Genomic DNA, 23,312 nt, shown 5'->3' with positions numbered 1-23,312 from the left:
AGGTGGGGCGGCGGGGTGGGGCGGATGCGAACGGACGCATACCTGGGCTCCCTGGCCTGAGGGGACGAGAGCTGGACACCGGCACGGCGCACCACGGGGGGTGCGCGGCGGCCGGGTCAGAGCTCTCGCTGAGCGCGTCACGTCCTCCCGAGGAGGCCGCCGCGCCGAGCCGCTGCGGGGATGTTAGCGGACAGGAAGGTTTCCTACCAGACCTCGGAGGGAGGGGGAGGGGAGGCGTTCCGGCGGTCTCGGCTGCGATGTCGTCCCTGCCGTCGACGTGGGCACGGAGGCGCCGGACGGCCGGTAGCGTGGCGACGCGGAGGACGGGGAGGGGAGTTCCGGTGGTCGAGCGGATCTGGCTGGACGTCACGTACGCGGAGAAGGACCGGGCGAAGGCGGCGGGGGCGCGATGGGATCCGGCCGCCAGGCGCTGGTACGCGCCCCGCGAGGGCATGGCCGCGCTGGAGCCGTGGGTGGCGGCCCCGGACGTGCCGGACCTGCTGCCGGGCGAGGACCGCACGCTCGGCGACGGGCTGTTCGTCGATCTGGTGCCGTCCAGCTGCTGGTTCACCAACGTCCGCTCCTGCGTGTCCCCGGGCGACTGGGAACGGCTCCGCCGGATGATCACCCGGCGGGCCGGGATGCGCTGCGAGGCGTGCGGCGCCGGCGAGGACCGGCGGGCCGGACGGTGGCTGGAGGCCCACGAGCGGTGGGTGTACGACGAGCCGGCCCGCGTCCAGTACCTGAGGCGGCTGATCTGCCTGTGCACCGACTGCCACACCGTCACCCACTTCGGGTACGCCCAGGTCCGCGGCCTGGAGGCGCAGGCCTTCGCCCATCTGACCAAGGTCACCGGGATGGACGGGCCGACGGCCCGCGGCCACGTCGACGCCGCGTTCACGACGTGGCGGCGCCGCTCGCAGCTCGTCTGGGAGCTGGACCTCGGCATCCTCACCGACGCCGGGATCACCGTCCGGCGGCCGCCCGGCGCGCGGGAGCGGCCTGGCATCGCGGCGGCGAGGCTCGCCGACCCCGCGCTGCCCGCGCCGCGCGGGGACGCCGATGTGCTGCGCGAGCCCGGCAGTCGGTAGCGTGATCGCCTGCCGCATGGAACGTCCATGGGCCCGCGCGGTCCCCGCGCGGGCTTGCGGCGGAGAGTGATGAGGCACCATGAGCGCACCGACGAAGCCCGAGGTCGACGTACCGGAGGGGGACGCGCCGACCGAGCTGGCCGTCCGGGACCTGGTCGTCGGGGACGGCGTCGAGGCGAAGCCCGGCATGGTGGTCAGGGTCCACTACGTCGGCGTCACCTTCGCGTCCGGCAGGGAGTTCGACGCCTCCTGGGACCGGGACGAGCCGTTCAAGTTCGCCCTGGGCGGGGGCAGGGCCGTCAAGGGCTTCGACCGGGGCATCCGGGGCATGAAGGTCGGCGGCCGGCGCGAGATCGTCGTCCCTCCGCGCCTCGGTTACGGCAAGCAGTCGCCCTCGTCGGCCATCCCCCCGAACTCGACGCTCGTCTTCGTGGTGGACCTGCTCTCCGCCACCTCCTGAGGCGGGCCCGGTACGCCGGCGGGACGCGCGAGGCGTGGTCGTGCCGCGAAGCCGTGCCTCGCCGTGCCTCACTCCTCCAGCGAGGGCGGCCAGACGTATCCGTACGCTTCGGCGCACGCGCGGTCGCCGCCGCTGACGACCGCGTTCTCCAGAGGGTGGGGGCGGCGGACGGCGGCGACGATGCGGTCGGCCTGGACCTCGGGGCTCTCCGGAGTCACCTCGAAGCCGATGATCAGCTGGACGGAAGGGTGCGCGTTCTCACGGGGCGCGTGGAGAGAGACCAGGACCTTTCCGGGGTCGGAGTCCCACACGGAGACCCAGAACGGGTCGCTGTCCCACGCGGCGAGGGGATTGGGCAGGACGAACAGCCTGTCGTGCACCGAGTCCGCGACCTCCCAGGCACGTGAAGGCCGTTCCGCCAGAGCCATTCTTCTCTCCCCGTTCCCCCGGTACCGCTCCGTCACCCGGCTCGGCTGAGCCGGAGAGGTGATCGCCGCAGCCTACTGAGACGGGGTCGTGACCGCTTCACCGCCCTGCCCGCCCCAGGGCCTCGTCAGTACAGGCCCGAGCTGACGTAGAAGCAACTGGCGTACGAGGTGCCCGATTTCAGCGCCCACTTGCCGGTGTAGGGGCGGACCGTGCCGGAGCCCGCGCCGCGGACCACGACGTCGTACGTGCCGGGCCTGAGGCGGATCGTGATGCTCTTGGCGGCGGTCGAGCAGGAGTCGTACAGGCCGCCCGGCGGGCTGGTGGGGAGGGTGCGGCGGGTCGTGCAGGTGACGCACGCCTCGATCTCGGCGGTGCCGTTCTCCGGGCCCGCGTACAGGACCTCCAGGGTCTTGGTGGAGTCGTTGGCGATCACCAGCTCGGTGGTCCCCGCGGGGGCGCCGCCCTCGGCGGCCGGGGGCGGCAGGGCGCCCGCGCTGCCCTTCGCGGCGTCGGCGACGTCCACGGCGATCAGCAGGTCGGCGGCCTTCCTCGCGTACGGCCCCGTGGTCACCTCCTTGAGCGTGTCGCGCGCCTCCCGGTACTTCTCCTTGTCGTACTGCAGCGTGCCGCAGGCGTAGCGGACCCCCGGCAGCGCGACACGGGACTTGTCGGCGACGGACTTCGCGCCGGGTTCGTTCGCGTCGCCGAGGCCGACGAGCTCGATCATCCGCCCCATGCTGGAGCACGGCCGCCGCGCGGCGTCCTCGGCGGCGTGCGTGTACAGCGCGTCGATCCGCGCCGGGACGAGCGCGGCCTGCGGAGAGTCCGGGGTGTCCTCGACGATGGACTGGTACGTCCGGATGGCGTACTCGTCGGACCAGTACCCGCTCACCGCGCCGGAGTCGTCGTACGTCGTGCGCCTCCGCGCGGCCGCGACCACGGCGTCACCGTGGGCGAGGCGCAGTGCGGCGAGGCGGGGCGACGAGGTTCCGAAGCGCGCCTCGAAGTGGACGGTGGCGAGCGCGTACGCGTCCTCGGCCGCCTCGTGGTCCCCGTCCTCGACCGCACGTTCGGCCAGCAGCGTCTGCCGGCACGCGAACCGGCCGGTGCGGGCCGCGGCGGGCGCCGGGCCGAGGGTGAACTCGTTCAGATCGCCCTCGATCCGGGTGTAGTGCTCCAGCGCGGTGGCGCAGTCCCCGGCGAGCTGCGCCGCGTCCGCCTTCTCCAGGCGGCTGTCCGCGGCGAGCCGCAGCCCGGCGACGCCGCCGACGGCGACGACGAAACCCAGCCCGGCGGCGAACAGCGCCCGCCGCCGTTCCCGGACGGTGGGCAGGGTGAGACGGACAGGGGAGGGGCGCCGCAGCGCGCGTGTCAGAGCGAAGGCCAGGACGCCCGCCCACAGCACGTACAGCACGGTCCAGACCGTCGGAGCCGTCCCCGCGTTCAACCACACCGCGAGGCCGAACAGCGCCAGCGTCCCGAGGAGGGACGTCACGAAGGCGCCGCGCCGTCCCAGCGCCGCGAAGCCCGCACCGGGCGCGGCCGCGATCACCGGCGCGAGGAGCCACAGATACCAGGGGCCCGGCCCGGAGGAACTCTCCAGCGCCGTCGTGACCGTCGTCAGCATGCTTCTCCTCCGGGGTGCGTGCGTGGTCGTGCCGTCGGTGGCGCTGAGCTGGGGGCGGGTTCGTCCTTCGATCGGATCGTTCAACAATCCTCTACGGTAGGGGAGTTGGATGGCAACCGTCTCGTGCGGGGACACGTCGGTTTCCGGTCTCCACGGGTTCGCCCTGCCACGTGCCGGCCCTGGGGCGTCCTGCTGACGGGACCCGCGGGCAGCGGCTCCACGTCGGTGCCGCTGCGGTTGGGGCGAAGGCGCGCGGCCGGCTCCCCGACTAGCGGTACTAGGAGAGCTCTGGCGCTGATCGAACGTCACCAGGCCCGTGCCCGCACCGACCTCGCGGAGACCCTCCACGAGGCGGGCGACGATACGGCGGCCCTGGCCAGGACCGCCGAAGCCGAGCCGCTCCTCCCCGCCTCCGCCGCCCCGCACCGCGCCTACCTCGCGCGCCTGCGGGAGCGGTGCGAGGCGGGCGCCCGCCGGTAGGCCCGCCGGCTACCGGGCCGGGCGGGCAGGTCAGACGAGCGGGTCCACAGTGGCCGGGGCCACGCGGAACGGGTGTGCGCCGCCGGCCGTGTGCATGCGGAGGACGACGCCTTGAGCGGGGACCTTGCCGCCGTACGCCCACCAGGCGTGCAGGGCCGAGGCGTACGCCGCCGGGTCCGCGTCCGCCCCGGCCCGGGTGTCGGCGGCGAGCCGGAACGCGCCCCGCGCCCGGCCGCGGACGACGCAGGTGTGCGGGCCCGTCACGTACACCGCGGTCGAGCAGTGGGGGTACAGGCGCAGCACCTCCTCGGTCCACGCGCCGGGGCCGCCCAGCCGGGGGTCGTGCGTCGGCCCGTCGCGCAGGACCACGTCGGCCACGTCGAGGTCACCGGCGTGCCGCGTCTCCTCGTGCACGGCGAGATGCGCGTCTCCGGCGGCACCGGGCGGATGGCCGGCGGACCGTTCGAGCGCGATGTCCGTCCCCTCCACGCGGGTCCGTACGCGCAGGGCAGCCGTCACCCGCCCCCGGCCGTACGGGGGGAGCGGGAGCGGTTCGAGGGACGCGGGGACGGGAGGCTCGGGCAGGTTCATCAGCGCGTAGAAGTGCCGGCGCAGCAGCTCGGCCGACCGCCTCGGTTCCGAGGTGACGAGGCCGGTGAGCGCGGGATCCGGGCGGTGGGCGGTGATCGCCCGCCGCACCTGGGGGAGGAGTGAGGCGTTCGGATCGAGCCGGGGCGCGGACCGGACGAACTCCGCGAGCGGCGCCTCGGCGTCGAGGACGCCCGCCCCGTCGGCGGCCAGCAGTACGGGGGTGCCCAGCGCGGCGGCGTAGTAGGACACCGCGCCGAAGTCCCCGAGGACGAGGTCGGCGGCGAGCAGGGCCTGGCGCCACGCGTGGACGGGGTCGACCAGGGTCAGACCGCTGCGCCGGGCGCGATCCAGCCAGGCCCGGATCTGGCCGGGGCCGTGCCCGTACCAGATGTTCGGGTGGAGCACGGCGGCCAGACGGTAGTCGTCGGCCGGCAGTTCGGCGGCGAGCCGGGGGAGGAGCGCGGGCAGCACGTCCGCGCCACCGCCACTGCCGAACAGGCCCTCAGGGTTCCACGTCGAGTTCAGGACGACGAGCCGCTGCCCGCCGCGCACGCCCAGCGCCCGCCGGAACCTGTCCCGGTACGGACGCGCCGCGAGCATGCGGTCGAAGCAGGGATCCCCGGCGAGGACGGCCGAGGGCACCGCCTCCGCGCAGACCAGGCCGAGACGTGCGAGCTGCTCGGGGTGGGAGAGGACCAGGCCGTCGACGTACGGCTTCCCGTCCGACAGCAGCCACTCCGGCGACAGCCCGAACGTCGGCGTCTCGGACGTCGGCGCCCCGGATCCCGGCCTGCTCAGTCTCTTGGTGTATCCGGCGCCATGCGACAGCACGCTCAACTTGCCCTGTATCAGATCGAGTTCGCCGCCGAAGCTCGCCGAGATCGCCAGGTCCACCGGGGTCGCGAGCGCCTGCTCCCAGGGCAGCTCGGGCAGTTGCAGCGCGTCGAGGAGTTCGCGGACGCCGCCCTGGAAGGGGGAGGAGCCCGTCGAGGTCACCAGGAGCTGGACGCGGAAGTCGTCGTGGAACAGCGGCACCAGGTCCAGGAGGCGGCCGGCCGAGGTGACGTTGTGGACCACCAGCAGGACCCGGCGTCGGGTGGTCCGGCTCGCCCACCGAGAGGCGCCTTCGCCGACCGGTACGCGAAGCGCCAGGGGTTCCCGCCCCACTCGTGACCTCCTGAACGGGGTTCGTCGTCGCGGTCGTCGCGGCCACACCCTATCCCGGGCAAACCCGGGATTCGCGAGCGCACGATGATCATGGTCTGGCACAGTCGTGCCATGCGCAGTGACGAGGCCGTCGGGCAGGGAACCGTCGCCGATCTGGCACAGGAGCGGTGGCAGATCACGCTGAGTGGAGAGCTGCCCGCGCGGTTCGCCGAGCCGGGGTGGAGCTACGAGGAGATGGTCGCGCGCCGCTGTCCCGGCTGCGACGGCACCCTGCACGCCCTGCGCAGACCGTACGAGTCCCAGGGCCGGACGTACCGGTACACGGCGCTCGTCTGCCCCGCTTGTCCCGCCGCCTTCACCCTCGCGGACCTCGGTGCCCGGCGGTACGACGAGCTGACCGGCACCGCCTCCCGCCGACGCGCCCCCGCCCCCGCCCCCGCGCCGCGCGAGACCAGCCCGGACAGGCGGCCCGCCGCGACCGTGACCGTGCGGGTCACGGTCCCGGGGCAGCGCACCGAGCGGGGACCGGCGTGGCCGGAGGATTTGGCCGTGCCCGACGGGACCGAGCGGCGCGCCCTGCTGTGGTGCAAGACCGCCGACCCCGCGTGGCGCCCGGCCGAGGCCGCGCTCGCCGCCGCCGAGGACGTGCGGGTGATCCTCCCCGACGGGACGGGATACGAGGCGCTGCGCACGTGGCTGGAGGAGCGGGACGTCCCGTACCGGGTGAGCCGCTACTGGGAGGAGGCCGGGCAGGTCGGCACGGTCGGCGACACAGGCGGGCGTACGGAGCTGGTCGCGGCCGGTCCGGACGGCGCGGCGCCCGCCGCGGGACCGTGGGCGGTCGCGGCGCGGGACGCCTTCGCCGCCCAGTGGGACGCGCTGGAGACACTGCCGGACGCGGATGCGGACGCCGGCGGGGACGCTTACGTGCCCGTCGGCGAGCTGGTGCCGGCCGAGTGGGCCGGGCTGCTGCCGCACCCGTCGTTCAATCCGGTGCAGGCCGCCGCCGTGCCCGCGGTGCTGGAGGAGACCGGGCATCTGGTCGTCGTCGCGCCGACGGGCGCGGGGAAGACCCCCATCGGGATGGTCGCGGCGCTGGCGGCGCACGCCCGCGGACGCAAGGCGGCGTGGCTGGTGCCGCAGCGCTCGCTCACCGACGAACTCGACCGCGAGCTCCGGCTGTGGCGCCGCCACGGACTGCGCGTGGTGCGCCTCTCCGGTGAGGCCGCGGTGGACACGGAGCTGATCCGGTCGGCCGACGTGTGGGTGGCGACCACCGAGAAGTTCGAGGCGATCTGCCGCGCGGGCTCGCTGCGGGACGCGCTCGCCGAGGTCGGCTGTCTGGTCGTCGACGAGATCCACCTGCTCGGCGACCCGGGGCGCGGCGCCGTCCTCGAGGCGCTGCTCGCCCGCGTACGCGACGACAGCGCGGCCACCCGCATCGTCGGCCTGTCCGCGACGGTCGCCAACGCCGACGAGGTCGCCGACTGGCTCGGCGCCCGGCTCGTCCGGACCACCTGGCGGCCCACCCGGCTCACCTGGCAGCTGCCCCATCTGCCGCCGGTCGACGAGACGGACTGGGCGGCGCGGGTCGCCGTCCGCACCGAGGCCGCCGTCCGCATCGCCCGGCAGGTCACCGAGGACGGCGGCAGCGTCCTCGTCTTCTGCGGCAGCAAGCGCGGGGTCCGCGCCACGGCGCTCGCGCTGGCCGCCGACCGGGGCGTGCCCACCACCGGCGTCGACGCCGACGACGCCGAACAGGTGGAACGGCTCTGCACCAAGGCGGGCGTACGGCTCCACTACCGGGACTGGCCGTACAAGCGGGAGGCCGAGCAGGCGTTCCGCGCCCGGGAGGCGGAGGTCCTGGTCGCCACCTCCACGGTCGCGGCCGGCGTCAACCTCCCGGCCCGCGCCGTCATCGTCCGCGACACCACCCTCGGCCTGGACCGCGTCGAGGTGTCGATGGTCCAGCAGATGTTCGGCCGCGCCGGGCGCATCGGCGCCGGCGAACGCGAGGGCTGGGCGTTCCTGCTCACCGACCCGGCGGAACGGGCGCACTGGCAGGCCCGGCTGGCCGCCGGATACACCGTGCGGTCACGCCTCGACGAGTCGCTGCCCGACCACCTCCTCGCGGAGGCCGTGCAGGAACGGCTCGCGACCCTCGACGAGGCGGAGCGGTGGTGGGCCGGCACCTTCGCCGCGTACCAGGGCCACGACAGCGTCGAGCCGCTGCACGAGGCGGCACGGTTCCTCGCGGACGTGGGGTGCCTGCGTACCGCCGCGGACGAGGACCGACTCGAACCCAGCCCGCTCGGCCTGCTGACCAGCCGCTTCATGGTCGACGCCACACTCGCCGACGACCTCGCGACGGCCCTGCGGCAGGCCCCGGTCCCGGAGGACCCGCTCGCCGCCGAGCCGGTCCTCGCGGCCCTGCTCAGCACCCGTCTGCCCGTCCTCGAGACGGCGCCGTTCACCGAGCGGGCGAAGGCGGCCCTGCGCCGGGTCCTGCGCGAGGCCGAGCGCACGGGCGACGACGAGCCGGACGACGCCTGGGGGATCGGCCCGGTGAAGGAGCCGGCGCCGGACGACGACGAGGAGCCGCCGCAGGCCGGAGACCTGGCCCGGGCCGTCCTGCTGCTCGCCGCCACCCGCCCGGCCCTCTTCCGCGGCCGGCCCTCGTACGTCCTCGGCATCCCCGTCGAGTCCATGTCCGGCATCCTGGAGGAGGCCCAGCGCTACCTGGCCTGGCTCGGCGCCCAGGGCCCGCTCGGCACCGTCCACCCCTGGGTCGCCGTCGCCGCCGGTGACCTCGCGCTGCGCATCCGCTGGCGCGCCCTGGGGCCCGGCCGCGGGGCCGGGCGGCTGCTCTGGATGTGCGAGCGGATGGCCACCGCCCCGCTCGCGCCCCAGCTCGTGCCCCGCCTGTGGCACGCGGCCCGGGCGCGCGGCATCGACGCGCCCGACTGGCCCGGCACCACGCCGCCCGGGGACTGCGCCCTGCCCCCGGACCGCTACCGGTCGCTGCTGGCCGAACGCGTCACCGGCACGCGACTCGCGCTGCAGGCGGACACGGTCCGGGCCTGGGCACCGCCCGGAGCCGTCGTCCACCTGTGGAACGGCGCGACCACCACCTCGTACACCTCCGACGGCGAGGAGATCACGCTCCCGCTCCCGGTCGCCGACCCGGCCGACCCGTCGGCCGGCCGCTGCGGCGCGGCGGTCTTCGGTCGCGGCGACCGGATCGCGGCGGGCCGGTTCGAGGCGTACACGGCGGTCCGGGCCTGACGCGCGCGTGCCGTCACGGAGGGGCGGCTCCGCGGGCGACACGCCGCACAGCCTCGGGCGCGGCACCGAGCCTGACGGCCGGGGCCGTGCGGCCGCAGAATGCGTTGCCCCTCCGTCGAGCCGCGTGAGAGCATCGAGGCCGACCGGTCCGTCCCCCTTCGCTCGCGCTTCGCCACGCGAACGGAGGAGGGGGCGGGCCGTTGGCATGTCGGCACTTCTGGCCATCCTCGAGACCGCAAGGGGCGGGTAGCGCGTGACGCACGGAGCAGAGTCCTCGGAAGCCCGCATCGACGACGCGGACAGCATCCTGATCGCCCCTGCGGCGCTGCACGGAACCGCCGCGATCCGGGACTTCTTCGGGAGCGTGATCACTCCGGAGGAACTGGCCTCCGGGACCCCCGATTTCGCGCGGAAGACGGTCTACGTCTGTGGCGACGTCGCCGCGATCGGCGACGGCCCCCTGCGGACGGCCGCCCGGGTCTTCGTGGTCCGGGAGCTCTCGCACGGTCACCGTGAGGACGGTGCCGGCCCCTGGCCCGTCGTCGACCTCGGCCGGGTCCCCGTCCGCGTCCACGGCGTCGGCGTGTACTACCGCAGCTTCTTCGAACGCGGCGCCGACCACTTCCGGCGGATCAGCGCGGAGCACACGTTCCAGTCCCTGACGGAGTCCACCAAGCCGGGGGCGGCCCGTCGCAGCGGCATCTACCTCACCCCCGTCGAAGAGGACGGCGGGGAACTGCACTTCCGCCTGCTCCGGTGCTCCACGAACCTCTCGGGCCCGACCGAGGGCTTCGGCCCGACGGACACCCGCATCGTCGAGGACCTGAACCGCGAGGCCGCCGCCGTCTTTCGCGACCAGGCGCCGCTCAACCACGTCCTCGCGCAGATCTACCACAACACCCTCGCCACGCCGGAGCGCAAGCAGTCCAAGGCCAGGATCTCGGCCCACGCCGACAAGACGAAGGACATGCCCGCCAACGGCATCATGGCCTTCTGCACCTTCTACGACGGCCTGGAGAAGCTGCGGCCCCTGGCGGAGGACCCCTTCGACCACGGCCTGAAGGGCGTCAGCGGACTCACCAGACTCCACTTCCGCCGCAAAGACCGCACCGAAGCGCTCGACGGAGTCGCCCTGCCCGAGCAGTTCACGGTGACGCTCTATCCCGGCTCCGTCTTCTTCATGCCGCTCTCCACCAACCGCCTGTACACGCACGAGATCCGGCCCTCGGCCCTGGACGCCGAGTCGATCCCCACCCGCCTGGGATACGTCGTGCGCTGTTCGAGCACCGAAGCCGTGCACAAGAACGGCCAGACGTTCCTCAAGGTGGCCGGAGACCTGGTGAAGCTGGAACCACCCACGCCGGCCGGGATGGACGAGCTCCGCAGACTGTACGCGGAGGAGAACAGGACCTCGTCCTTCATCGACTACGGCGCCGACTTCCTCTTCAGCATGAACACGGGAGACTACCGTGCCCCCCGCGTCTAGGATCCAGGACGAGATCATCTCCTGCACGCTCCCGGCCGAGGGGGACCCCTTCGCCGAGCTGATGGCATCGGCGCACCTGGAGGACGTGGGAAAGGGCCGGACCGGCGCCGTGCTGAGCAGGATCGACGCAACCGGCGGTGTGCCCCTGGTCCGTACGACCACGCGGTACGCCGGCCCGGCACAGCGTTTCCAGCCGGTGCACGAACGCCTGGCGCGGCGGATCCAGGAGCGCGCGGCGATTCCGGTCGCCTTCAACAACGCCCTGATGGAGAGCTACACGAACGCCTACCGGAGGATGGGCGCCCACTCCGACCAGGCCCTCGACCTGGCCGACGCCTCGTTCATCGCCGTCTACTCCTGTTACCGGTTTCCCGAAGCGGACCCGCAGCGGAAGCTGATCGTCGAGTCGAAGGAGTCCGCTGACGAGCGATACGAGATCCCCCTGGCTCACCACAGCGTCGTCGCGTTCTCCGTCGACGCGAACCGGCGCCTCAGGCACCGCATCGTGTGGGACGCGCCCGCCGCCTCCCAGGGGCGGGCGCCGGAGCCGGACAACCCCTGGCTGGGCGTCACCTTCCGGACCTCGAAGACCGTGATCCGGTTCGACGAGGGACACGCCCGCCTCCCCCAGGGCGAGCGCCTCACCCTGGCGGACGAGGAGCAGGCGCGCGAGTTCTATCGCCTGCGGCGCCGTGAGAACGACGAGACGGACTTCACCTACCCGCCCCTGACGTACACCATCAGCGAGAGCGATCTGCTTCCGCCCGCCTGACGGTGACGGCCCGGCCGGGGGATCACGGCGTTCGCAGGGTGGCGAGCGCGGTGTGCAGGAGGAAGGCTTCGGCGCGGTCCCAGGGCCAGCCGTTCTCGACGACCAGCGTGCGCCATCCGCCAGGGCCGAACCAGAACCACAGCAGGTCCGCCGTCTCCTCCTCCGGGCGGCGGCCGCCCCGGCGGTCGGACGCCATCAGGGTGTGCAGATGGCGCGCGGCGGTGCGGAGGGCGGCACGGTAGTCGGCGGTGGCGCGCTCCCACAGGGCCTCGCCGTCCTCGTGTGACGGCAGCGCCTTGTGAATGGCCTCGTGCACGCTGAACATGCTCTCGTTGCCCGCCCGGGTGCCGTGCGCCAGTGCGCTGACGGCCGACTCCAGGTCAGGCGCGGCAAGTACGGCCGCGATGGCCTGCTCGTGGCCGGAGGCCCGTACGGCCGTGTCGACGATCTCGTTGAGGAGGTCGCTCTTGCTTCCGGCGCTCGCGAAGACGGCCTTGGCGGAGACGCCCGCCTCGTCCGCGATGTTCGCCACGGTCACCCGCCCGTAGCCGTGCTCCGCGAACAGTCGGGTCGCCGACTGGAGGATCCGCTCGCGCGTCTGGGCGGCGGCCTGCGCGCGCAGGGGCGAGACATACGTGCGTGGGGTGGTCGGCATGGGCCCAGTCTAGTCGAGGAAGTTGTCGACCTATTCAATAGGCGGTGTGTAACCTGAATATGGTCAGGGCGGGGAACCGCCCCCTCAGCGAGAGGAATCGAACCGATGGGAATGTCACCCGAGGACGCGGCACGCGGTCTCTTCACGGTCCTGGCGACCGGGGACGCGGCGCTGGCCGAAGCGGTCGTGCACGAGGACTTCACCAACCGCGAGGCGGTCGTCTCACCCGCCGCCTGCTCGCTCCCCGGCCCGGCCGGCGCCCTCGCGTCGGGCGCGTGGCTGCGCTCCGCCTTCTCCGACCTGAGCTTCCCGGTCACCGACCTCGTCCACGACGGCGACCAGGTATGGATACGGCTGCACATGCGGGGCCGGCACACCGGCCCCTTCGTCCACTACCGCGACGGCGAGCTGCTCCAGGCGATCCCGCCCACCGGCGACGAGATCGACTCCGAGCAGGTCCACGTCCTGCACCTGCGGGACGGCAAGGTCGTCCGGCACGAGGCCGTCCGCGACGACCTCGCCCTGCTCGGGCAGCTCGGCATCTTTCCCCCCGGCCCCACCGTCCAGCGCATCGCCGACTGGCACGCGGACGGCCGCGCCGCCCGCGCCGCCGAAACGATCGCCGCAGCCGCGACCCGGGCGGCGGCCACCGCCCACGACCACGCGCCCGGCTGAGCCCGGAGACTGCGGTCGGTGCGAGAGCGCATCCGGCCGGGCCGGGCGTGCGGGGGAGACCTCCTCGCTGGACAGGACGCGAAGCCGCGTGGTTGTCGGGTGTCGCGACGGAGCCGTCGGGTGGGTCCTCGGTATACCGGTGCTCTCGAAGGGTCGCGCACAGCAGAGGGAGAACCGTCATGGCGCTTCAGCGTATGGACAACGTCGGCATCGTCGTCGAGGACCTGGACGCCGCCGTCGCCTTCTTCACCGCGTTGGGCATGGAAGTCGAAGGCAGGATGCGGATCGAGGGCCTCTTCGCGGACCAGGCGGTCGGACTCGACGGCGTCCGCAGCGAGATCGCGATGATGCGGACCCCTGACGGCCACGGCAGGCTGGAGCTCGCGCAGTATCACGCCCCCGAGGCGATCGGCGCCGGTGCGCACAACCCGCCGAACACCCTGGGCCTGCACCGGGTCATGTTCGCCGTCGACGACATCGACGACACCATCGACCGGCTGCGCTCCCACGGTGCCGAACTGCTGGGCCAGGTGGCTCGGTACGAGGACGTCTACCGCCTCTGCTACCTCCGCGGCCCCTCGGGCATCATCGTCGCCCTGGCCGAACGCATCGGCTGACGGCCTGCGCCGCCCTCCGCGCGGTACAGCCCCGTCAGCGCAGCCGCTCGAACCAGGTCGGCATCGGCGACGGCCTCGGGGTGGACGTCGTGGGCGGTCCGGCCGTCGGCGATCTTCCGCCAGTTGGCCCGCGCGAGCACCCGCTGGACCGCGAGCACCTGCGCGGCGCGCAGGCGTGCCACCGCCGCGCACGCTCCGCCAACGGACCCTCGACCACGCCACGGCGTTCACACGGGGTTAGGGTCACGAACAGGGGAGGGATTGAGATGTACTTCGATGAGAACGAGCCACAGTCCGTTCGAGAGGAACGGTTCGCCGCCGAACGCGCCAGTCGCAGAGAGGCGCGGAGGACCGCGGTGCTCGACTGCGGGGGAGCCCATATCGGCGCGGCGATCGTGACCGTCGGCCTGGTGCTCCTGGGCTGGTTCGGCAAGACGGTCGCCCTGGGCGTCGTGAGCGGAGTCTTCCTGCTCTGGTTCGCCGCGGCCCTCGCATGGGCCTACGCCGACGGAGACCACGGCCGTCACGCACTTCAGCGCGCCTAAAACCTCACCTTCGGGTGGGGCGACGGACTGTAGGTCGTCACCGACTCCGTGCTGCCTAGGAAATCCTTCTGCGTGGCTCCGCGGTCTGAGCGATCATCTCGGGCATGGCCGACGGAATGGCAGGGACGGGGGCGGGGTCGGGTGGCGGTGGAGCCGAGGACTGGCGCGCCCGGTTGGGCTGGGCGTTCGGCCTCGTGGCCGACGACCCCGCGGAGCGTGCGGCCGCGCTGGCGCATCTGGAGGGAGCCAGGAAGAACACGTGGGCTGCCCGCGACCGGTGCAACGAACTGTGGCACCTCACGAGTCCGCTGGGTCCGGACGAGCAGTACCGGGAGCCGGGCTTCAGGCGGGCGCGCGAGGTGTACGGGGACGTGTGTGGCCGTTCCCTGCCCGAAGGGCTGTGGGTGGGCGAGGACGTCCTCGGGCCGGGGCTGCCCTATGCGCTTCTCTTCCTGGAGTGGGAGGCGCGGTTTCCCCGCGAGTGGACACGGCACGCGAAGGCGTGGGGCACGAAGCAGTCGCTCATCCGGAGCGTCGCCGCCGCCGACCACACGCAGCCGACCAGGGCGAAGCTCATCGACCTCGTCGAGGTCGTCGTCCAGCGGGCCTACCGCTGCAAGGACCGCGAGTACGTGCGTGTCGCGCGTGCGGTCGACGGGGAGGATCTGCGCCGCAGGCTCGGTGAGGTCGCGGCCTCGGACAACCCGTGGGCGCGACTCCACGCCGGCTACGTCCTCCGGCTTCTCGAACGTCCCGGGGTGCCGAACACCCGGCACGTCTGGCGCGCATGGGTCCGGGAGGCGTCCGGCGGATCCCACGACCCGTGTGCCTGACGTGCGAACCACCTCCCTCACCCCCCTTCCGTCCCCGTTCGTCGCCGGCGGTACGCACTCCAGCCCGGCGGTCCGCCGTTCGCGTGCCCGTGCCGGTGGCACCGGTCGAGCGTGCGGACGGCGGACCGGCCGGGTGCCAGCCCGCCGCCAGGGCCGCGGTCGGCGACTGGCGGGAGGCGCGGACCGCCGGATGGAGGCCCGCGACCGTGCTGATCGCGAGCGCCCCGACGAAGCCCGCGGCCGCCGCCCATGCGCGCACGGCGCCACCCCGACGGCGTCGGTGTACCCGGAGGGCGCGGGCGCCGGGCCGACCGTACGGGTGGCGTTCTGGCCGCGCCGGGCCTACCGACGGTAAGTCTGCTGTGATGTAGGGGGTTTAGGACATCTGTCGATGCGTCAGATAAAGGTGAGACCCGTCCCGCAGCCCTTCGTCGGAGGTCACCCATGCGCCGCAGTGCCACCCTGCTTCTCGCCGGAGTGCTCCTCGCCGGTACGGCCGCCCTCCCCGCCACCGCCCAGGCCGCGTCCCGGGACGTCTCGGCGGGCGCGCCGCGGCCGGTCGTGTTCGTCCACGGCCGCAACGCCGGCCCCGGCGTCTGGGGGGCGCTGACGGACCGGCTGGTCGCCGCCGGGACGCCCGCCGACCGGATCTTCGCGTGGAGCTACGACTCGTCGCAGTCGACGAACGAGGTCCTCGCCGGCCGGCTCGCCGCCTACGTCGACGACGTCCTTCGGCAGACCGGGGCCGACCAGGTGGACCTCGTGGCGCACAGCCTGGGCTCGCTGCCGACGCGCTGGTACGTGAAGTACGGCGGCGGGGCCAAGGTCCGCAACTGGGTCTCGCTCGCCGGGCCCAACCACGGCACCAGCCTCGCGTGGGCCTGCGCGCTGTGGGACCAGGGCTGCCGGGACATGACGCCCGGCTCGTACGTGGTGTCCCGCCTGAACGAGGGCGACGAGACGCCCGGCGACGTCCGCTACACCACGTTCTGGTCCGCCGGCGACGGCCAGATCCTCCCCACGAGCAGCACCGCCCTGTCGGGCGCGCGCAACGTGCAGGTGGCCGACATGGGCCACAACGACCTCCTCGGCGACCCCGACGTCGCCCGACAGCTCCTCGCCACGCTCGCCGCACCGTGAGCCGACGTCCGTGTCCCGCGCCGCTTCCTCATGGTCGGGGCGAGGGCCTGCCCTGCCGCGCCGTGCGGCAGGGCCTCGGTCGTCCTCAGCGGAGGATCTCGATCCGCGCCCGCTCGTCCGGTGTCGCGATGTCCCAGAAGCGGGCGACGCCCCGTGCGTTGCGGTAGACGCCCGTGCCGCCGGTGACGGCCATGTCGAGGGAGGCCGTTCCCTTCGTCCACAGCGACTGCATCGTCAGGGAACCCTGCTCGACCTCCATCGTGATCAGGCACTGCGAGGTCGCTTCCCCGCCCTTCAGGTGGATGACCTGGCAGTGTCCGCCCCCGCGGCCGATGCTGCGACCGTCCTTGACGGCGGTGCCGGAGTAGACGTCCATGTCGCCCAGGCTCGGCCCCGCGGGGCCGAGATCGACGGCGGTGTACTGGTCGTTGCGGACCGCGACTTCAATGACCTCGGGCTTCTTCGGGGTCTGGGCGCCGGCGCCCTCGACCGCCCAGAGACCGACCGCGACCGCGGCGAGCGATGCCGCGGCGAACCTCTTCCTCTTGGTGAACATGACCGTTGCTCCTCGGTGTGAAGTGATGACGTATGTGAACGCGGTCAGGCGAGCTGGTCCTTGTCGGACGGAAGCCAGACCGTCATGGTGGCCGGGTCGACGGGGATCGAGATGTGCTCGTGCGTGATCGACCAGGTGCCGTTCGACCGGTGGAGGCAGACGCTCTCCCGTACCCATATCGAGGCCTGGAGACCGCCCTTCCGCTCCCCCGAGTCGCGGTGGAGCATGTGCGCGAACGCGGTGTCCTCGCTGGTCACGAGCGTGAGGTCGTGGGTCTCCAGGGTGATCCCGCCGACGTATCCGTCGAACCAGCGCAGGAAGTTCCGCCGGATCTCCTCGGTTCCCGTGAACCGCAGGGGCGGGACGACGTCGTAGTAGACGGCGTCGGCGGCGTAGAACGACATGAGCCGGTCGATGTCCTTGGTCTGCTGCGCGTCGGCGCGGTTCGCCAGAAGCGCCCGGATCTCGGACTCGTGGGTGGTGGTCATCGCGTACTCCTTCGGTGACGGTGTGTTGGTTGTGTTGGTTGTGTTGGTTGTGCTGGTGTGTGTGGGTGTGCTGGTGTGCTGCTGGGGAGTGGATTCAGGCGGCGGCGCGGCCGGTCTTGAGCGCGGCGGCGACCTCGACGACCCGGCGGGCCTGGTGGCGAGCCGCCTCCAGACTCACCTCGCCCGGCCCCGCCTCGCCGACCACGGCCGAAGTGCCGTAGGGATTACCGGACTTGAACTGGATCGGGTCGGTGTAGCCGGGCGGCACGATGACGCCGCCCCAGTGGTAGAAGGTGTTGCCGAGGGCCAGGAGTGTCGACTCCTGCCCTCCGTGGGCGCTGTTCGACGAGGTGAAGGACGAGTACACCTTGTCCGCGAGCTTGCCCGCGAACCACAGGGGCCCGGTGGTGTCGATGAACTGCCGCAACTGGGCCGCCGGGTTGCCGAATCGGGTCGGCGTGCCGAACAGCACCGCGTCCGCCCACTCCAGGTCGTCGTGCCCGGCCTCGGCGACCTCGGCGGTGTCCCGGTGGTGACGCGCCCAGGCCGGGTGGGCGTCGACCGCCTCCTGCGGGGCGGTCTCGGCCACCTTGCGGAGCCGGACGTGCGCCCCGGCCTTCCGCGCGCCCTCGGCGGCGGCTTCCGCCAGGGCGTGCACGGTGCCGCTGGTGCTGTAGTAGATGACTGCGACGTTGACGGGCTCCATGCCGTTCTACCTCCATCGGTGTCCGACTGCTTCCGTCTGCTTCCGACGGCCGTCGTGTTCCTCCGCCGGGTATGACGAGATGGCCCGGCGGAATGTGAGGCGGCGGTCGCATCACATTTCTGGGAGCTGCCGCGTCATACCGGTGACGGAAGACCCGACCGAGGAGCCGCAGGACCATGACGCACCGTTCGACCGCGCCGCAGGACAGCCGACCGGAGTCGACGGCGAGCGCGATCGCCGTGGAACGCCGACGGCTGATCAACCTCGCCTACCGGATGCTGGGCTCCCTCGCCGAAGCCGAGGACGTCGTGCAGGAGGCGTACGCCCGCTGGTACGCGATGTCCGCGCGGCAGCGGGAGGCGGTGGCGTCCCCCGGGGGATGGCTGACCAAGGTCGCCGGCCGCATCTGCCTCGACGTGCTGCGCTCGGCCAGGACGCGGCGGGAGCAGTACGTGGGGGAGTGGGTGCCCGAGCCGCTGCCCGCGCGCGCCGAGTGGGCGGCCGGCGCGGCGGACGACGGCACGGCCGACCCGGCCGACCGCGTCACGCTCGACGAGTCGGTCGGCATGGCCTTCCTCGTCGTGCTCGAATCGATGACGCCGGCGGAACGCGTGGCGTTCGTCCTCCATGATGTCTTCCGCTACCCCTTCGGCGAGGTGGCCGACATCGTCGGCCGCACCCCGGCGGCCTGTCGTCAGCTCGCCTCCACGGCCCGGCGCCGTATCGACGCCTCGCGCGCGCCCCTGACGCCCACGGCCCAGCGAGCAGGGGTCGTACGGGAGTTCAGGCTGGCGTGGCAGGCCAAGGACATCGGCGCCCTGATCGGTCTGCTCGACCCCGACGCCACCGCCGTCGGGGACGGCGGCGGACTCGTCACGGCACTGCTCCAGCCGATCGAGGGCGCCGAGCGGATCGCCCGCTTCTTCGCCGACCGGACCCTTCCGGGCCGCCTGGAGGTCCGGGAGTGCGCGGTCAACGGGCAGCCCGGGCTCGCGGCCCACCTGGACGGCGCCGTCGTGTCCGTGTACGCCTTCGACATCGCGGACGGCCGGATCCGGCGGATCTGGGCCGTACTCAACCCCGAGAAGCTCAGGCCGTGGAAGGAGGAGGTCCGCCGGTTCCGATGAGGGCGAGAGTTCCGGTGAGGGTGAGAGTTCCGGTGAGGGTGCGACTTCCCTCCCCTTGATCGCGCACGATCACGGGTCCGCTGTTTTTCCGCTGTTTCCGCTGGCCGGGACAGCGTGTCGCCCACTCGACCGCCCCGCGACGCCGGCCGTCACAGCGCCATCGGAGCGGGAGGGCGCGGCGGAACCCAACGGCTGGGGGAGTGGAAGTGCTGTGGGAACGCACGGAGGTGCAGACCTTCCTGGCGCTCGCCGAGGAGCTGCACTTCGGCCGGGTCGCCGAGCGACTCGGCCTGACGACCGGCCGGATCAGCCAGACGATCAAGAAGCTGGAGCGGCGGATCGGCGCTCCGCTGTTCGAGCGCACCAGCCGCCAGGTCAGCCTGACCCCGCTCGGCCGTGACCTCGCCGCGGACCTGGCCCCGCTGGCGCAGGGCATGGACGAGGCGGTCCGCCGGGCGGTCGACCCCCCGGCCTGCTGCGGGCGGGATTCCTCGGGGCGGCGGCCGGACAGCTCCTCCTCAAGGGCCTCGAAGTGTTCGGCCGGCGCCACCCCGACTGCAGGGTGACCATCCACGAGTGCCAGATCCATGACGCCATGACGCGGTTGCACGGCGGCGACCTGGACGTCCTCCTCACGGCCTTCCCCGTCTCCCAGGCGGTCGCCGGGCCGGTCCTGCTGTCCGAGGCCCGGGTCCTGGCCGTGCCGGCCGGATCGTCGTGGGCGGCACACGCGTCGGTAGCCGCTCAACGCGCTCTGAACGAGGATGTTGAGCAGCCCTTGGCGACCAGGCACATATGGCTACGGGTAGGGCTTCTCGCCCTTCGCCAGCATCGCGACGTACTTCTCGATCCGGCGCGCCCGGGTGTCGGCCTTCTTGGCGTCCTGGATCCGGTACAGGATCGCGTAGCGGTTCTGCCGGTCCAGCGTCTCGAAGAACTCCGCCGCGCCGGGGACGGCGGTCAGGGCCGCGGCGAGGTCGTCCGGCACCGTCGCGGTCCTCGGACTGTCGTAGGCCGCCTCCCAGCGGCCGTCCGCCTTGGCGCGGTCGATCTCGGCCTGCCCCGGCGGACGCATCCGGCCCTGCTCGATCAGCGCGGCCACCTTGTCCCGGTTGATCTTGGACCACTTGCTGCGCGGCGTCCGCGGGCTGAACCGCTGGAGCCACCACTGGTCGTCGAACGTCCGCTTCTGGCCGTCGATCCAGCCGTAGCAGAGCGCCACGTCGAGCGCCTGGGCGTAGTCCAGCGCGACGATCCCGGGCCCCTTCTTGCGGAGCTTGAGCCAGATGCCGGGCGAGTCGGCATGGTTCTCACCGAGCCATGCCTGGAAGGCTTCGGCGGATGCGAAGGCGACGATCTCCAAGTCCTGAGTCACCCCTGCAGCGAACCACACCCGGCCGACTGCCATGACGCGTTCGGGCACGACCGACGAGACGGCCGGGGCTCCTGCGCGTCCGGTCAGAACGGGAGGGGATACGGTGCGCCCAGATCCGAGTACGGGGAGGGGCGGTCGAGGTACTCGCCGGGACCGAACAGGGCCTTCCAGTTGCCGTTGCCCTTGTAGACGCTGAGGTGGGAGACGCCGTCCCAGCCCTCTTCGGCGATGAGGTCGGCGTGTCCGTCGTGGTCGGCGTCGCCGATGCCGACGAGCTGCCGGTACGCCTTCCACCCGCCGCCGACGCGCGTGCGGGGCGCGAAGGTGCCGTCGCCCCGGCCGAGGTACCGCCACAGGACGCCGTCACGGTCGCGGGCGAGCAGGTCGCCGGCCTTGGCGCCGCCGATGTCACCGGTGGCGGTGAGGAGGGTGTACCCGTTCCACTGCGCCACGACCACAGGACTCACGACAGCGGTCCAAGGTTGTACGACAGCGCTCCGCCGGCATGTGAGCCGTCGTGCCGCGCGGAGCGGCAGGTCTCAGGCGACGCTGCTGTAATTGTCGCCCTGGTAGTTGTACAGGTCTGTGTTCCGGCGGGTGAACGGCGTGGTGACGACGCCCGTGGAGCGGTAGACGTACGCGCCGTCGGTGCGGTCCGCCCCGTACGCGATCAGGTCGGGACGCCCGTCGTTGTCGAGGTCACCGGCACCGACGAGCTGCCTGAAGCCGCCCCAACCGCCACCGACCTTCACCCGCGTGGCGAACTTGCCCCGGCCGTCGCCCTGGTAGAGCCACAGCACGCCGGCGGTGTCGCGGGCGACCAGGTCACCGGCGGCCGTACCGGCGATGTTCCCGACGGCCGTCAGATGGTTGTAGACCCCCCAGCCACCGCCGACCTTCACGCGCGTCGCGAACGGCGACGCACTGCTGCCCGTGCCCTTGTAGAACCAGAGCGAGCCGGCACCGTCGGTGGCGAGCAGGTCGGGGCGGCCGTCGCCGTTGAGGTCCGAGCCGCCGGCCAGCTTGTTGTAGCCGCCCCAGCCGGAACCGACCCGCACGCGGGTGGCGAAACCACCGTCGCCCTTGCCCTGGTAGTGCCAGAGCACGCCCGAGCCGTCGAGGGCGAGCACGTCGCCGTGCTTGCTGCCGGCGATGTTGCCGACGGCCTCGATCTGCTTGTACACGTTCCAGCCCGAGCCGATCCGGGTGGTCTTGGCGAGCCGGATCTCGTTGTAGTACGGGCGGTCCGTCAGGTCACTGCGCCACAGCACGCCCATGGAGTCCCGGGCGAGAACGTCCGTGGAGCCGTTGTCGTTGAAGTCGTGCGGGTTGAAGGCGCGGACGATGCTCATCGTCGAGGTCTTGGAGGCGGGCGTGCCGACGCCGTCGTCCGACGTCGCCTTCACGGCAACCGAGTACGCGCCGTTCGGCGCGTCCACCTCGGACAGGCTGTCGGGTTCCTGTTCCTCGAACTTCGGCACCCAGGTGAAGGAGAACACGGTGCTGTACGTCGGGGCGGTCAGGCGCTGGGTGACCTTCTTGCCGGTGGCGACATGGGTGATCGTGACGTCCAGGTCGGCGTTTCCGCGCGAGAGAGTCCACTCCATGGTGACTCTGCCGCTGGTCTTGTCGATTTCCGCCACGGCGGGGACGTTGACCTGGTCGATCGTGAGCGGAACCGATGCCGTGGCCGCGAGCGCGGTCGGAGCGGTGGCCAGAGTGCCGGCGCCGAGGGCCGAGACGGAGAGAGCGGCCGTGACGGCCAGGCCGAGACGTCGGCCGGTGGTGCGGTGGTGCGGCAAGGTGGAACCCCCACGAGATGGATCGGGCACGGCTGCGCCCGCGCCCGACGAGACTCGCGATCGAGCCGAATGGTTGTACGAAACCAGCCATGGGTAAGACCGCAACCCAACGACCCACCCCGTCTGCGGGGACCTCCGGGATCGAGGGACAGGGTGGCGAGCCCATCGGCCGACTCCTCGGCCGACCCATCGGCCGAGCGCATCGGTCGAACCCGTCGGCCGAGCCCGCCGGCCGGGTGCGATCGCGCAAAGAAACCAGGTCGACGGGGGTCAGGGCGATACCCGATCATCTGTTCATGCCCCTGAACGAGACCCTTGCCCGAGTCGACGCGGACCTGGCCGCCGGCCGCGTTCCTCTCGCGCGTCAGCGCCTGCGCGGTCTCGTCGCCTCCTTCCCGCACGACCTGACACTCCGCAGGCGGCTGGCCGAGGTCTACCGGTTGTACGGCGAGGCCGCCGAGGCCGGACGCTGGACGTACCTCGAAGAGGACCGCGACGCCGACGAGACCGTCGCCTTCGAGGCGCGGTACGGATCTCCGGCCTGGCGGATGAAGGCCCTCGCCTGGCGCGGCCCCGAGGCGATGGCGGCCACCCCCTTCGCGGAGAAGCAGCTGACCGCGGTGCGCACCGCCTGCGCCCAGGAGCTGGGGCATCCGGTCGACTGGGACGACCCCACCTCCTACGAGGACGGCCTGGAGGGTGGGTACGAGGAAGTGCCGGCCGAACCGTGGACGGTCGGCGGCGTTTTGGCGGGCATCGGCTGCCTGGTGGGGGTCCTCGCGTTCCTCGCGGTCTGGGTCAACGGAGTCATCGCCCTCTTCGACTGACCCGACGTCACGGGCGCCGCCCAGGACCGCCGTGCCCCGGGGCCGGCGATCCTGCGGGCGCGTGGGCGGCGAAGCGCGCCTCGGCCGCGTTCGATGAGGATGTTCCGCGCGCCGGCCTTCGCGACGCCGACCCTGCCGAGCACCGCCCGCCCCGTCCCGCCCACACTCGGCGTGCTCGCCGCCGACGCCACCCACGTCCTCGGAGGTCCCGAGTGCGACCGGATCAAGGCATGCGAGCCTGCGGCACCAAGGTCAAGAAGGCCCGGCTCGCCAACAAGTAACGAACGGCGAGAAGCGCCCCCCACCCGCGTCCAGCGTCGGCCGCCGTGGCGTTCACCGCCGTCGATTGCAACGTCACGGCATATGCCGTTGCGTCAATTCAGCCTTCATTGCAATGAAATCTAGGCTTTGAGCTGCATGAATGCCATTCCAGTGCAACGCACTTGTTGCCACGCCCTAGAAAGCAACGTAGCTTTTCTCATGTCGGAAACACCGACCGCGACTCCACAGGAGAAACCAGCCATGCAGACCTTCGCCACCACCGCCCCCATCACCACCGTCGTCGACGTCCCCGCCGG

General features: G+C 72.6%; 23 protein-coding genes and 1 pseudogene. 14 read left to right on the top strand and 10 right to left on the bottom strand.

What is annotated here, in order from left to right; genetic code table 11:
• The first annotated feature begins 341 nt into the window (after positions 1-341).
• Positions 342-1,091 carry a DUF5710 domain-containing protein gene (locus IF73_RS0134160; protein ID WP_234338425.1) on the top strand — a complete coding sequence of 250 codons (750 nt, stop codon included), beginning with the start codon at positions 342-344 and terminating at the stop codon, positions 1,089-1,091.
• A 79-nt stretch (positions 1,092-1,170) separates the two neighbouring features.
• Complete coding sequence (locus IF73_RS0134155) at positions 1,171-1,551, top strand: FKBP-type peptidyl-prolyl cis-trans isomerase (RefSeq protein WP_031014693.1); 381 nt, start codon at positions 1,171-1,173, stop codon at positions 1,549-1,551.
• Positions 1,552-1,619: 68 nt separating this feature from the next.
• On the opposite strand, the gene IF73_RS0134150 is transcribed toward IF73_RS0134155, so the two are convergent.
• The 3 genes from IF73_RS0134150 to IF73_RS38260 all read right to left on the bottom strand — a co-directional run bounded on the left by IF73_RS0134150 (position 1,620) and on the right by IF73_RS38260 (position 5,845).
• On the bottom strand, positions 1,620-1,979 hold the full coding sequence (locus tag IF73_RS0134150; RefSeq protein WP_031014692.1) for a hypothetical protein: 360 nt from the start codon (positions 1,977-1,979) through the stop codon (positions 1,620-1,622).
• A 125-nt stretch (positions 1,980-2,104) separates the two neighbouring features.
• Entirely contained in the window at positions 2,105-3,607 is a 1,503-nt protein-coding gene (locus IF73_RS0134145; RefSeq protein ID WP_031014690.1) for a hypothetical protein, read from the bottom strand.
• Between the two features lie 510 nt (positions 3,608-4,117).
• Positions 4,118-5,845 (bottom strand): hypothetical protein, encoded by a 1,728-nt coding sequence (locus IF73_RS38260; RefSeq protein WP_234338424.1) that lies wholly within the window; start codon positions 5,843-5,845, stop codon positions 4,118-4,120.
• Positions 5,846-5,956: 111 nt separating this feature from the next.
• Here IF73_RS38260 and IF73_RS0134130 point away from each other — a divergent pair, with 111 nt between their 5' ends.
• From IF73_RS0134130 to IF73_RS0134120, 3 genes are all read left to right on the top strand, one after another.
• Complete coding sequence (locus IF73_RS0134130) at positions 5,957-9,130, top strand: DEAD/DEAH box helicase (protein ID WP_234338423.1); 3,174 nt, start codon at positions 5,957-5,959, stop codon at positions 9,128-9,130.
• A gap of 253 nt (positions 9,131-9,383) precedes the next feature.
• Positions 9,384-10,616, top strand: a complete 1,233-nt coding sequence (locus IF73_RS0134125) for a hypothetical protein (protein ID WP_031014678.1) — start codon at positions 9,384-9,386, stop codon at positions 10,614-10,616.
• Positions 10,600-11,388: a hypothetical protein gene (locus IF73_RS0134120; protein WP_031014677.1), complete on the top strand. Its 789-nt coding sequence runs from the start codon at positions 10,600-10,602 to the stop codon at positions 11,386-11,388. Before IF73_RS0134125 ends, IF73_RS0134120 begins: the two co-directional genes overlap by 17 nt.
• A gap of 22 nt (positions 11,389-11,410) precedes the next feature.
• Here the strand turns inward: IF73_RS0134120 and IF73_RS0134115 are convergent, their stop codons facing one another.
• Positions 11,411-12,043, bottom strand: a complete 633-nt coding sequence (locus IF73_RS0134115) for a TetR/AcrR family transcriptional regulator (RefSeq protein WP_031014674.1) — start codon at positions 12,041-12,043, stop codon at positions 11,411-11,413.
• Positions 12,044-12,148: 105 nt separating this feature from the next.
• Between IF73_RS0134115 and IF73_RS0134110 the strand changes: the two genes are divergently transcribed.
• The 5 genes from IF73_RS0134110 to IF73_RS0134085 all read left to right on the top strand — a co-directional run bounded on the left by IF73_RS0134110 (position 12,149) and on the right by IF73_RS0134085 (position 15,853).
• Positions 12,149-12,718 carry an ester cyclase gene (locus tag IF73_RS0134110; RefSeq protein ID WP_031014673.1) on the top strand — a complete coding sequence of 190 codons (570 nt, stop codon included), beginning with the start codon at positions 12,149-12,151 and terminating at the stop codon, positions 12,716-12,718.
• A 179-nt stretch (positions 12,719-12,897) separates the two neighbouring features.
• Entirely contained in the window at positions 12,898-13,335 is a 438-nt protein-coding gene (locus IF73_RS0134105) for a VOC family protein (RefSeq protein ID WP_031014672.1), read from the top strand.
• 266 nt (positions 13,336-13,601) lie between these two features.
• Entirely contained in the window at positions 13,602-13,880 is a 279-nt protein-coding gene (locus IF73_RS0134095; protein ID WP_031014670.1) for a hypothetical protein, read from the top strand.
• A 104-nt stretch (positions 13,881-13,984) separates the two neighbouring features.
• Complete coding sequence (locus IF73_RS0134090) at positions 13,985-14,713, top strand: hypothetical protein (protein ID WP_234338422.1); 729 nt, start codon at positions 13,985-13,987, stop codon at positions 14,711-14,713.
• 444 nt (positions 14,714-15,157) lie between these two features.
• Positions 15,158-15,853, top strand: a complete 696-nt coding sequence (locus tag IF73_RS0134085) for an esterase/lipase family protein (protein WP_031014668.1) — start codon at positions 15,158-15,160, stop codon at positions 15,851-15,853.
• Positions 15,854-15,938: 85 nt separating this feature from the next.
• Here IF73_RS0134085 and IF73_RS0134080 read toward each other — a convergent pair whose 3' ends face one another.
• The 3 genes from IF73_RS0134080 to wrbA all read right to left on the bottom strand — a co-directional run bounded on the left by IF73_RS0134080 (position 15,939) and on the right by wrbA (position 17,603).
• Complete coding sequence (locus tag IF73_RS0134080) at positions 15,939-16,409, bottom strand: allene oxide cyclase barrel-like domain-containing protein (protein ID WP_031014666.1); 471 nt, start codon at positions 16,407-16,409, stop codon at positions 15,939-15,941.
• Between the two features lie 44 nt (positions 16,410-16,453).
• On the bottom strand, positions 16,454-16,897 hold the full coding sequence (locus IF73_RS0134075; RefSeq protein WP_031014664.1) for a YybH family protein: 444 nt from the start codon (positions 16,895-16,897) through the stop codon (positions 16,454-16,456).
• Positions 16,898-16,991: 94 nt separating this feature from the next.
• Complete coding sequence (wrbA, locus tag IF73_RS0134070; protein WP_031014663.1) at positions 16,992-17,603, bottom strand: NAD(P)H:quinone oxidoreductase; 612 nt, start codon at positions 17,601-17,603, stop codon at positions 16,992-16,994.
• A gap of 176 nt (positions 17,604-17,779) precedes the next feature.
• On the opposite strand from wrbA, the gene sigJ reads away from it, so the two are divergent.
• The 3 genes and pseudogenes from sigJ to IF73_RS42920 form a co-directional block, all read left to right on the top strand.
• Entirely contained in the window at positions 17,780-18,730 is a 951-nt protein-coding gene (gene sigJ / locus IF73_RS0134065; protein ID WP_031014662.1) for an RNA polymerase sigma factor SigJ, read from the top strand.
• 206 nt (positions 18,731-18,936) lie between these two features.
• Entirely contained in the window at positions 18,937-19,296 is a 360-nt protein-coding gene (locus tag IF73_RS40045; protein WP_051717596.1) for a LysR family transcriptional regulator, read from the top strand.
• Positions 19,203-19,436: pseudogene (locus tag IF73_RS42920) on the top strand (LysR substrate-binding domain-containing protein); the annotation flags it as partial. The gene IF73_RS40045 and the pseudogene IF73_RS42920, both read left to right, overlap by 94 nt.
• 93 nt (positions 19,437-19,529) lie before the next feature.
• On the opposite strand, the gene IF73_RS0134055 reads toward IF73_RS42920, so the two are convergent.
• From IF73_RS0134055 to IF73_RS0134045, 3 genes are all read right to left on the bottom strand, one after another.
• Entirely contained in the window at positions 19,530-20,138 is a 609-nt protein-coding gene (locus tag IF73_RS0134055) for a YdeI/OmpD-associated family protein (RefSeq protein ID WP_199806775.1), read from the bottom strand.
• 50 nt (positions 20,139-20,188) lie between these two features.
• Complete coding sequence (locus tag IF73_RS0134050; protein ID WP_158822234.1) at positions 20,189-20,572, bottom strand: FG-GAP-like repeat-containing protein; 384 nt, start codon at positions 20,570-20,572, stop codon at positions 20,189-20,191.
• A 72-nt stretch (positions 20,573-20,644) separates the two neighbouring features.
• Positions 20,645-21,907: an FG-GAP repeat domain-containing protein gene (locus tag IF73_RS0134045; RefSeq protein WP_051717594.1), complete on the bottom strand. Its 1,263-nt coding sequence runs from the start codon at positions 21,905-21,907 to the stop codon at positions 20,645-20,647.
• Between the two features lie 296 nt (positions 21,908-22,203).
• On the opposite strand from IF73_RS0134045, the gene IF73_RS0134040 reads away from it, so the two are divergent.
• Positions 22,204-22,734 carry a DUF6584 family protein gene (locus IF73_RS0134040; RefSeq protein ID WP_031014658.1) on the top strand — a complete coding sequence of 177 codons (531 nt, stop codon included), beginning with the start codon at positions 22,204-22,206 and terminating at the stop codon, positions 22,732-22,734.
• Positions 22,735-23,312 lie beyond the last annotated feature (578 nt).

Source organism: Streptomyces sp. NRRL F-5727, assembly GCF_000719555.1.
GTDB lineage: Bacteria > Actinomycetota > Actinomycetes > Streptomycetales > Streptomycetaceae > Streptomyces.
This window is presented reverse-complemented; position numbering and strand designations above follow the sequence as displayed.

Bases quoted from the DNA above. Each gene is read 5' to 3' on its own strand.
- IF73_RS0134155 (WP_031014693.1), top strand. From the start codon at position 1,171: ATGAGCGCACCGACGAAGCCCGAGGTCGACGTACCGGAGGGGGACGCG.
- IF73_RS0134150 (WP_031014692.1), bottom strand. From the start codon at position 1,979: ATGGCTCTGGCGGAACGGCCTTCACGTGCCTGGGAGGTCGCGGACTCG.
- IF73_RS0134145 (WP_031014690.1), bottom strand. From the start codon at position 3,607: ATGCTGACGACGGTCACGACGGCGCTGGAGAGTTCCTCCGGGCCGGGC.
- IF73_RS0134130 (WP_234338423.1), top strand. From the start codon at position 5,957: ATGCGCAGTGACGAGGCCGTCGGGCAGGGAACCGTCGCCGATCTGGCA.
- IF73_RS0134115 (WP_031014674.1), bottom strand. From the start codon at position 12,043: ATGCCGACCACCCCACGCACGTATGTCTCGCCCCTGCGCGCGCAGGCC.
- IF73_RS0134110 (WP_031014673.1), top strand. From the start codon at position 12,149: ATGGGAATGTCACCCGAGGACGCGGCACGCGGTCTCTTCACGGTCCTG.
- IF73_RS0134105 (WP_031014672.1), top strand. From the start codon at position 12,898: ATGGCGCTTCAGCGTATGGACAACGTCGGCATCGTCGTCGAGGACCTG.
- IF73_RS0134095 (WP_031014670.1), top strand. From the start codon at position 13,602: ATGTACTTCGATGAGAACGAGCCACAGTCCGTTCGAGAGGAACGGTTC.
- IF73_RS0134090 (WP_234338422.1), top strand. From the start codon at position 13,985: ATGGCCGACGGAATGGCAGGGACGGGGGCGGGGTCGGGTGGCGGTGGA.
- IF73_RS0134085 (WP_031014668.1), top strand. From the start codon at position 15,158: ATGCGCCGCAGTGCCACCCTGCTTCTCGCCGGAGTGCTCCTCGCCGGT.
- IF73_RS0134080 (WP_031014666.1), bottom strand. From the start codon at position 16,409: ATGTTCACCAAGAGGAAGAGGTTCGCCGCGGCATCGCTCGCCGCGGTC.
- IF73_RS0134075 (WP_031014664.1), bottom strand. From the start codon at position 16,897: ATGACCACCACCCACGAGTCCGAGATCCGGGCGCTTCTGGCGAACCGC.
- wrbA (WP_031014663.1), bottom strand. From the start codon at position 17,603: ATGGAGCCCGTCAACGTCGCAGTCATCTACTACAGCACCAGCGGCACC.
- sigJ (WP_031014662.1), top strand. From the start codon at position 17,780: ATGACGCACCGTTCGACCGCGCCGCAGGACAGCCGACCGGAGTCGACG.
- IF73_RS0134055 (WP_199806775.1), bottom strand. From the start codon at position 20,138: ATGGCAGTCGGCCGGGTGTGGTTCGCTGCAGGGGTGACTCAGGACTTG.
- IF73_RS0134040 (WP_031014658.1), top strand. From the start codon at position 22,204: ATGCCCCTGAACGAGACCCTTGCCCGAGTCGACGCGGACCTGGCCGCC.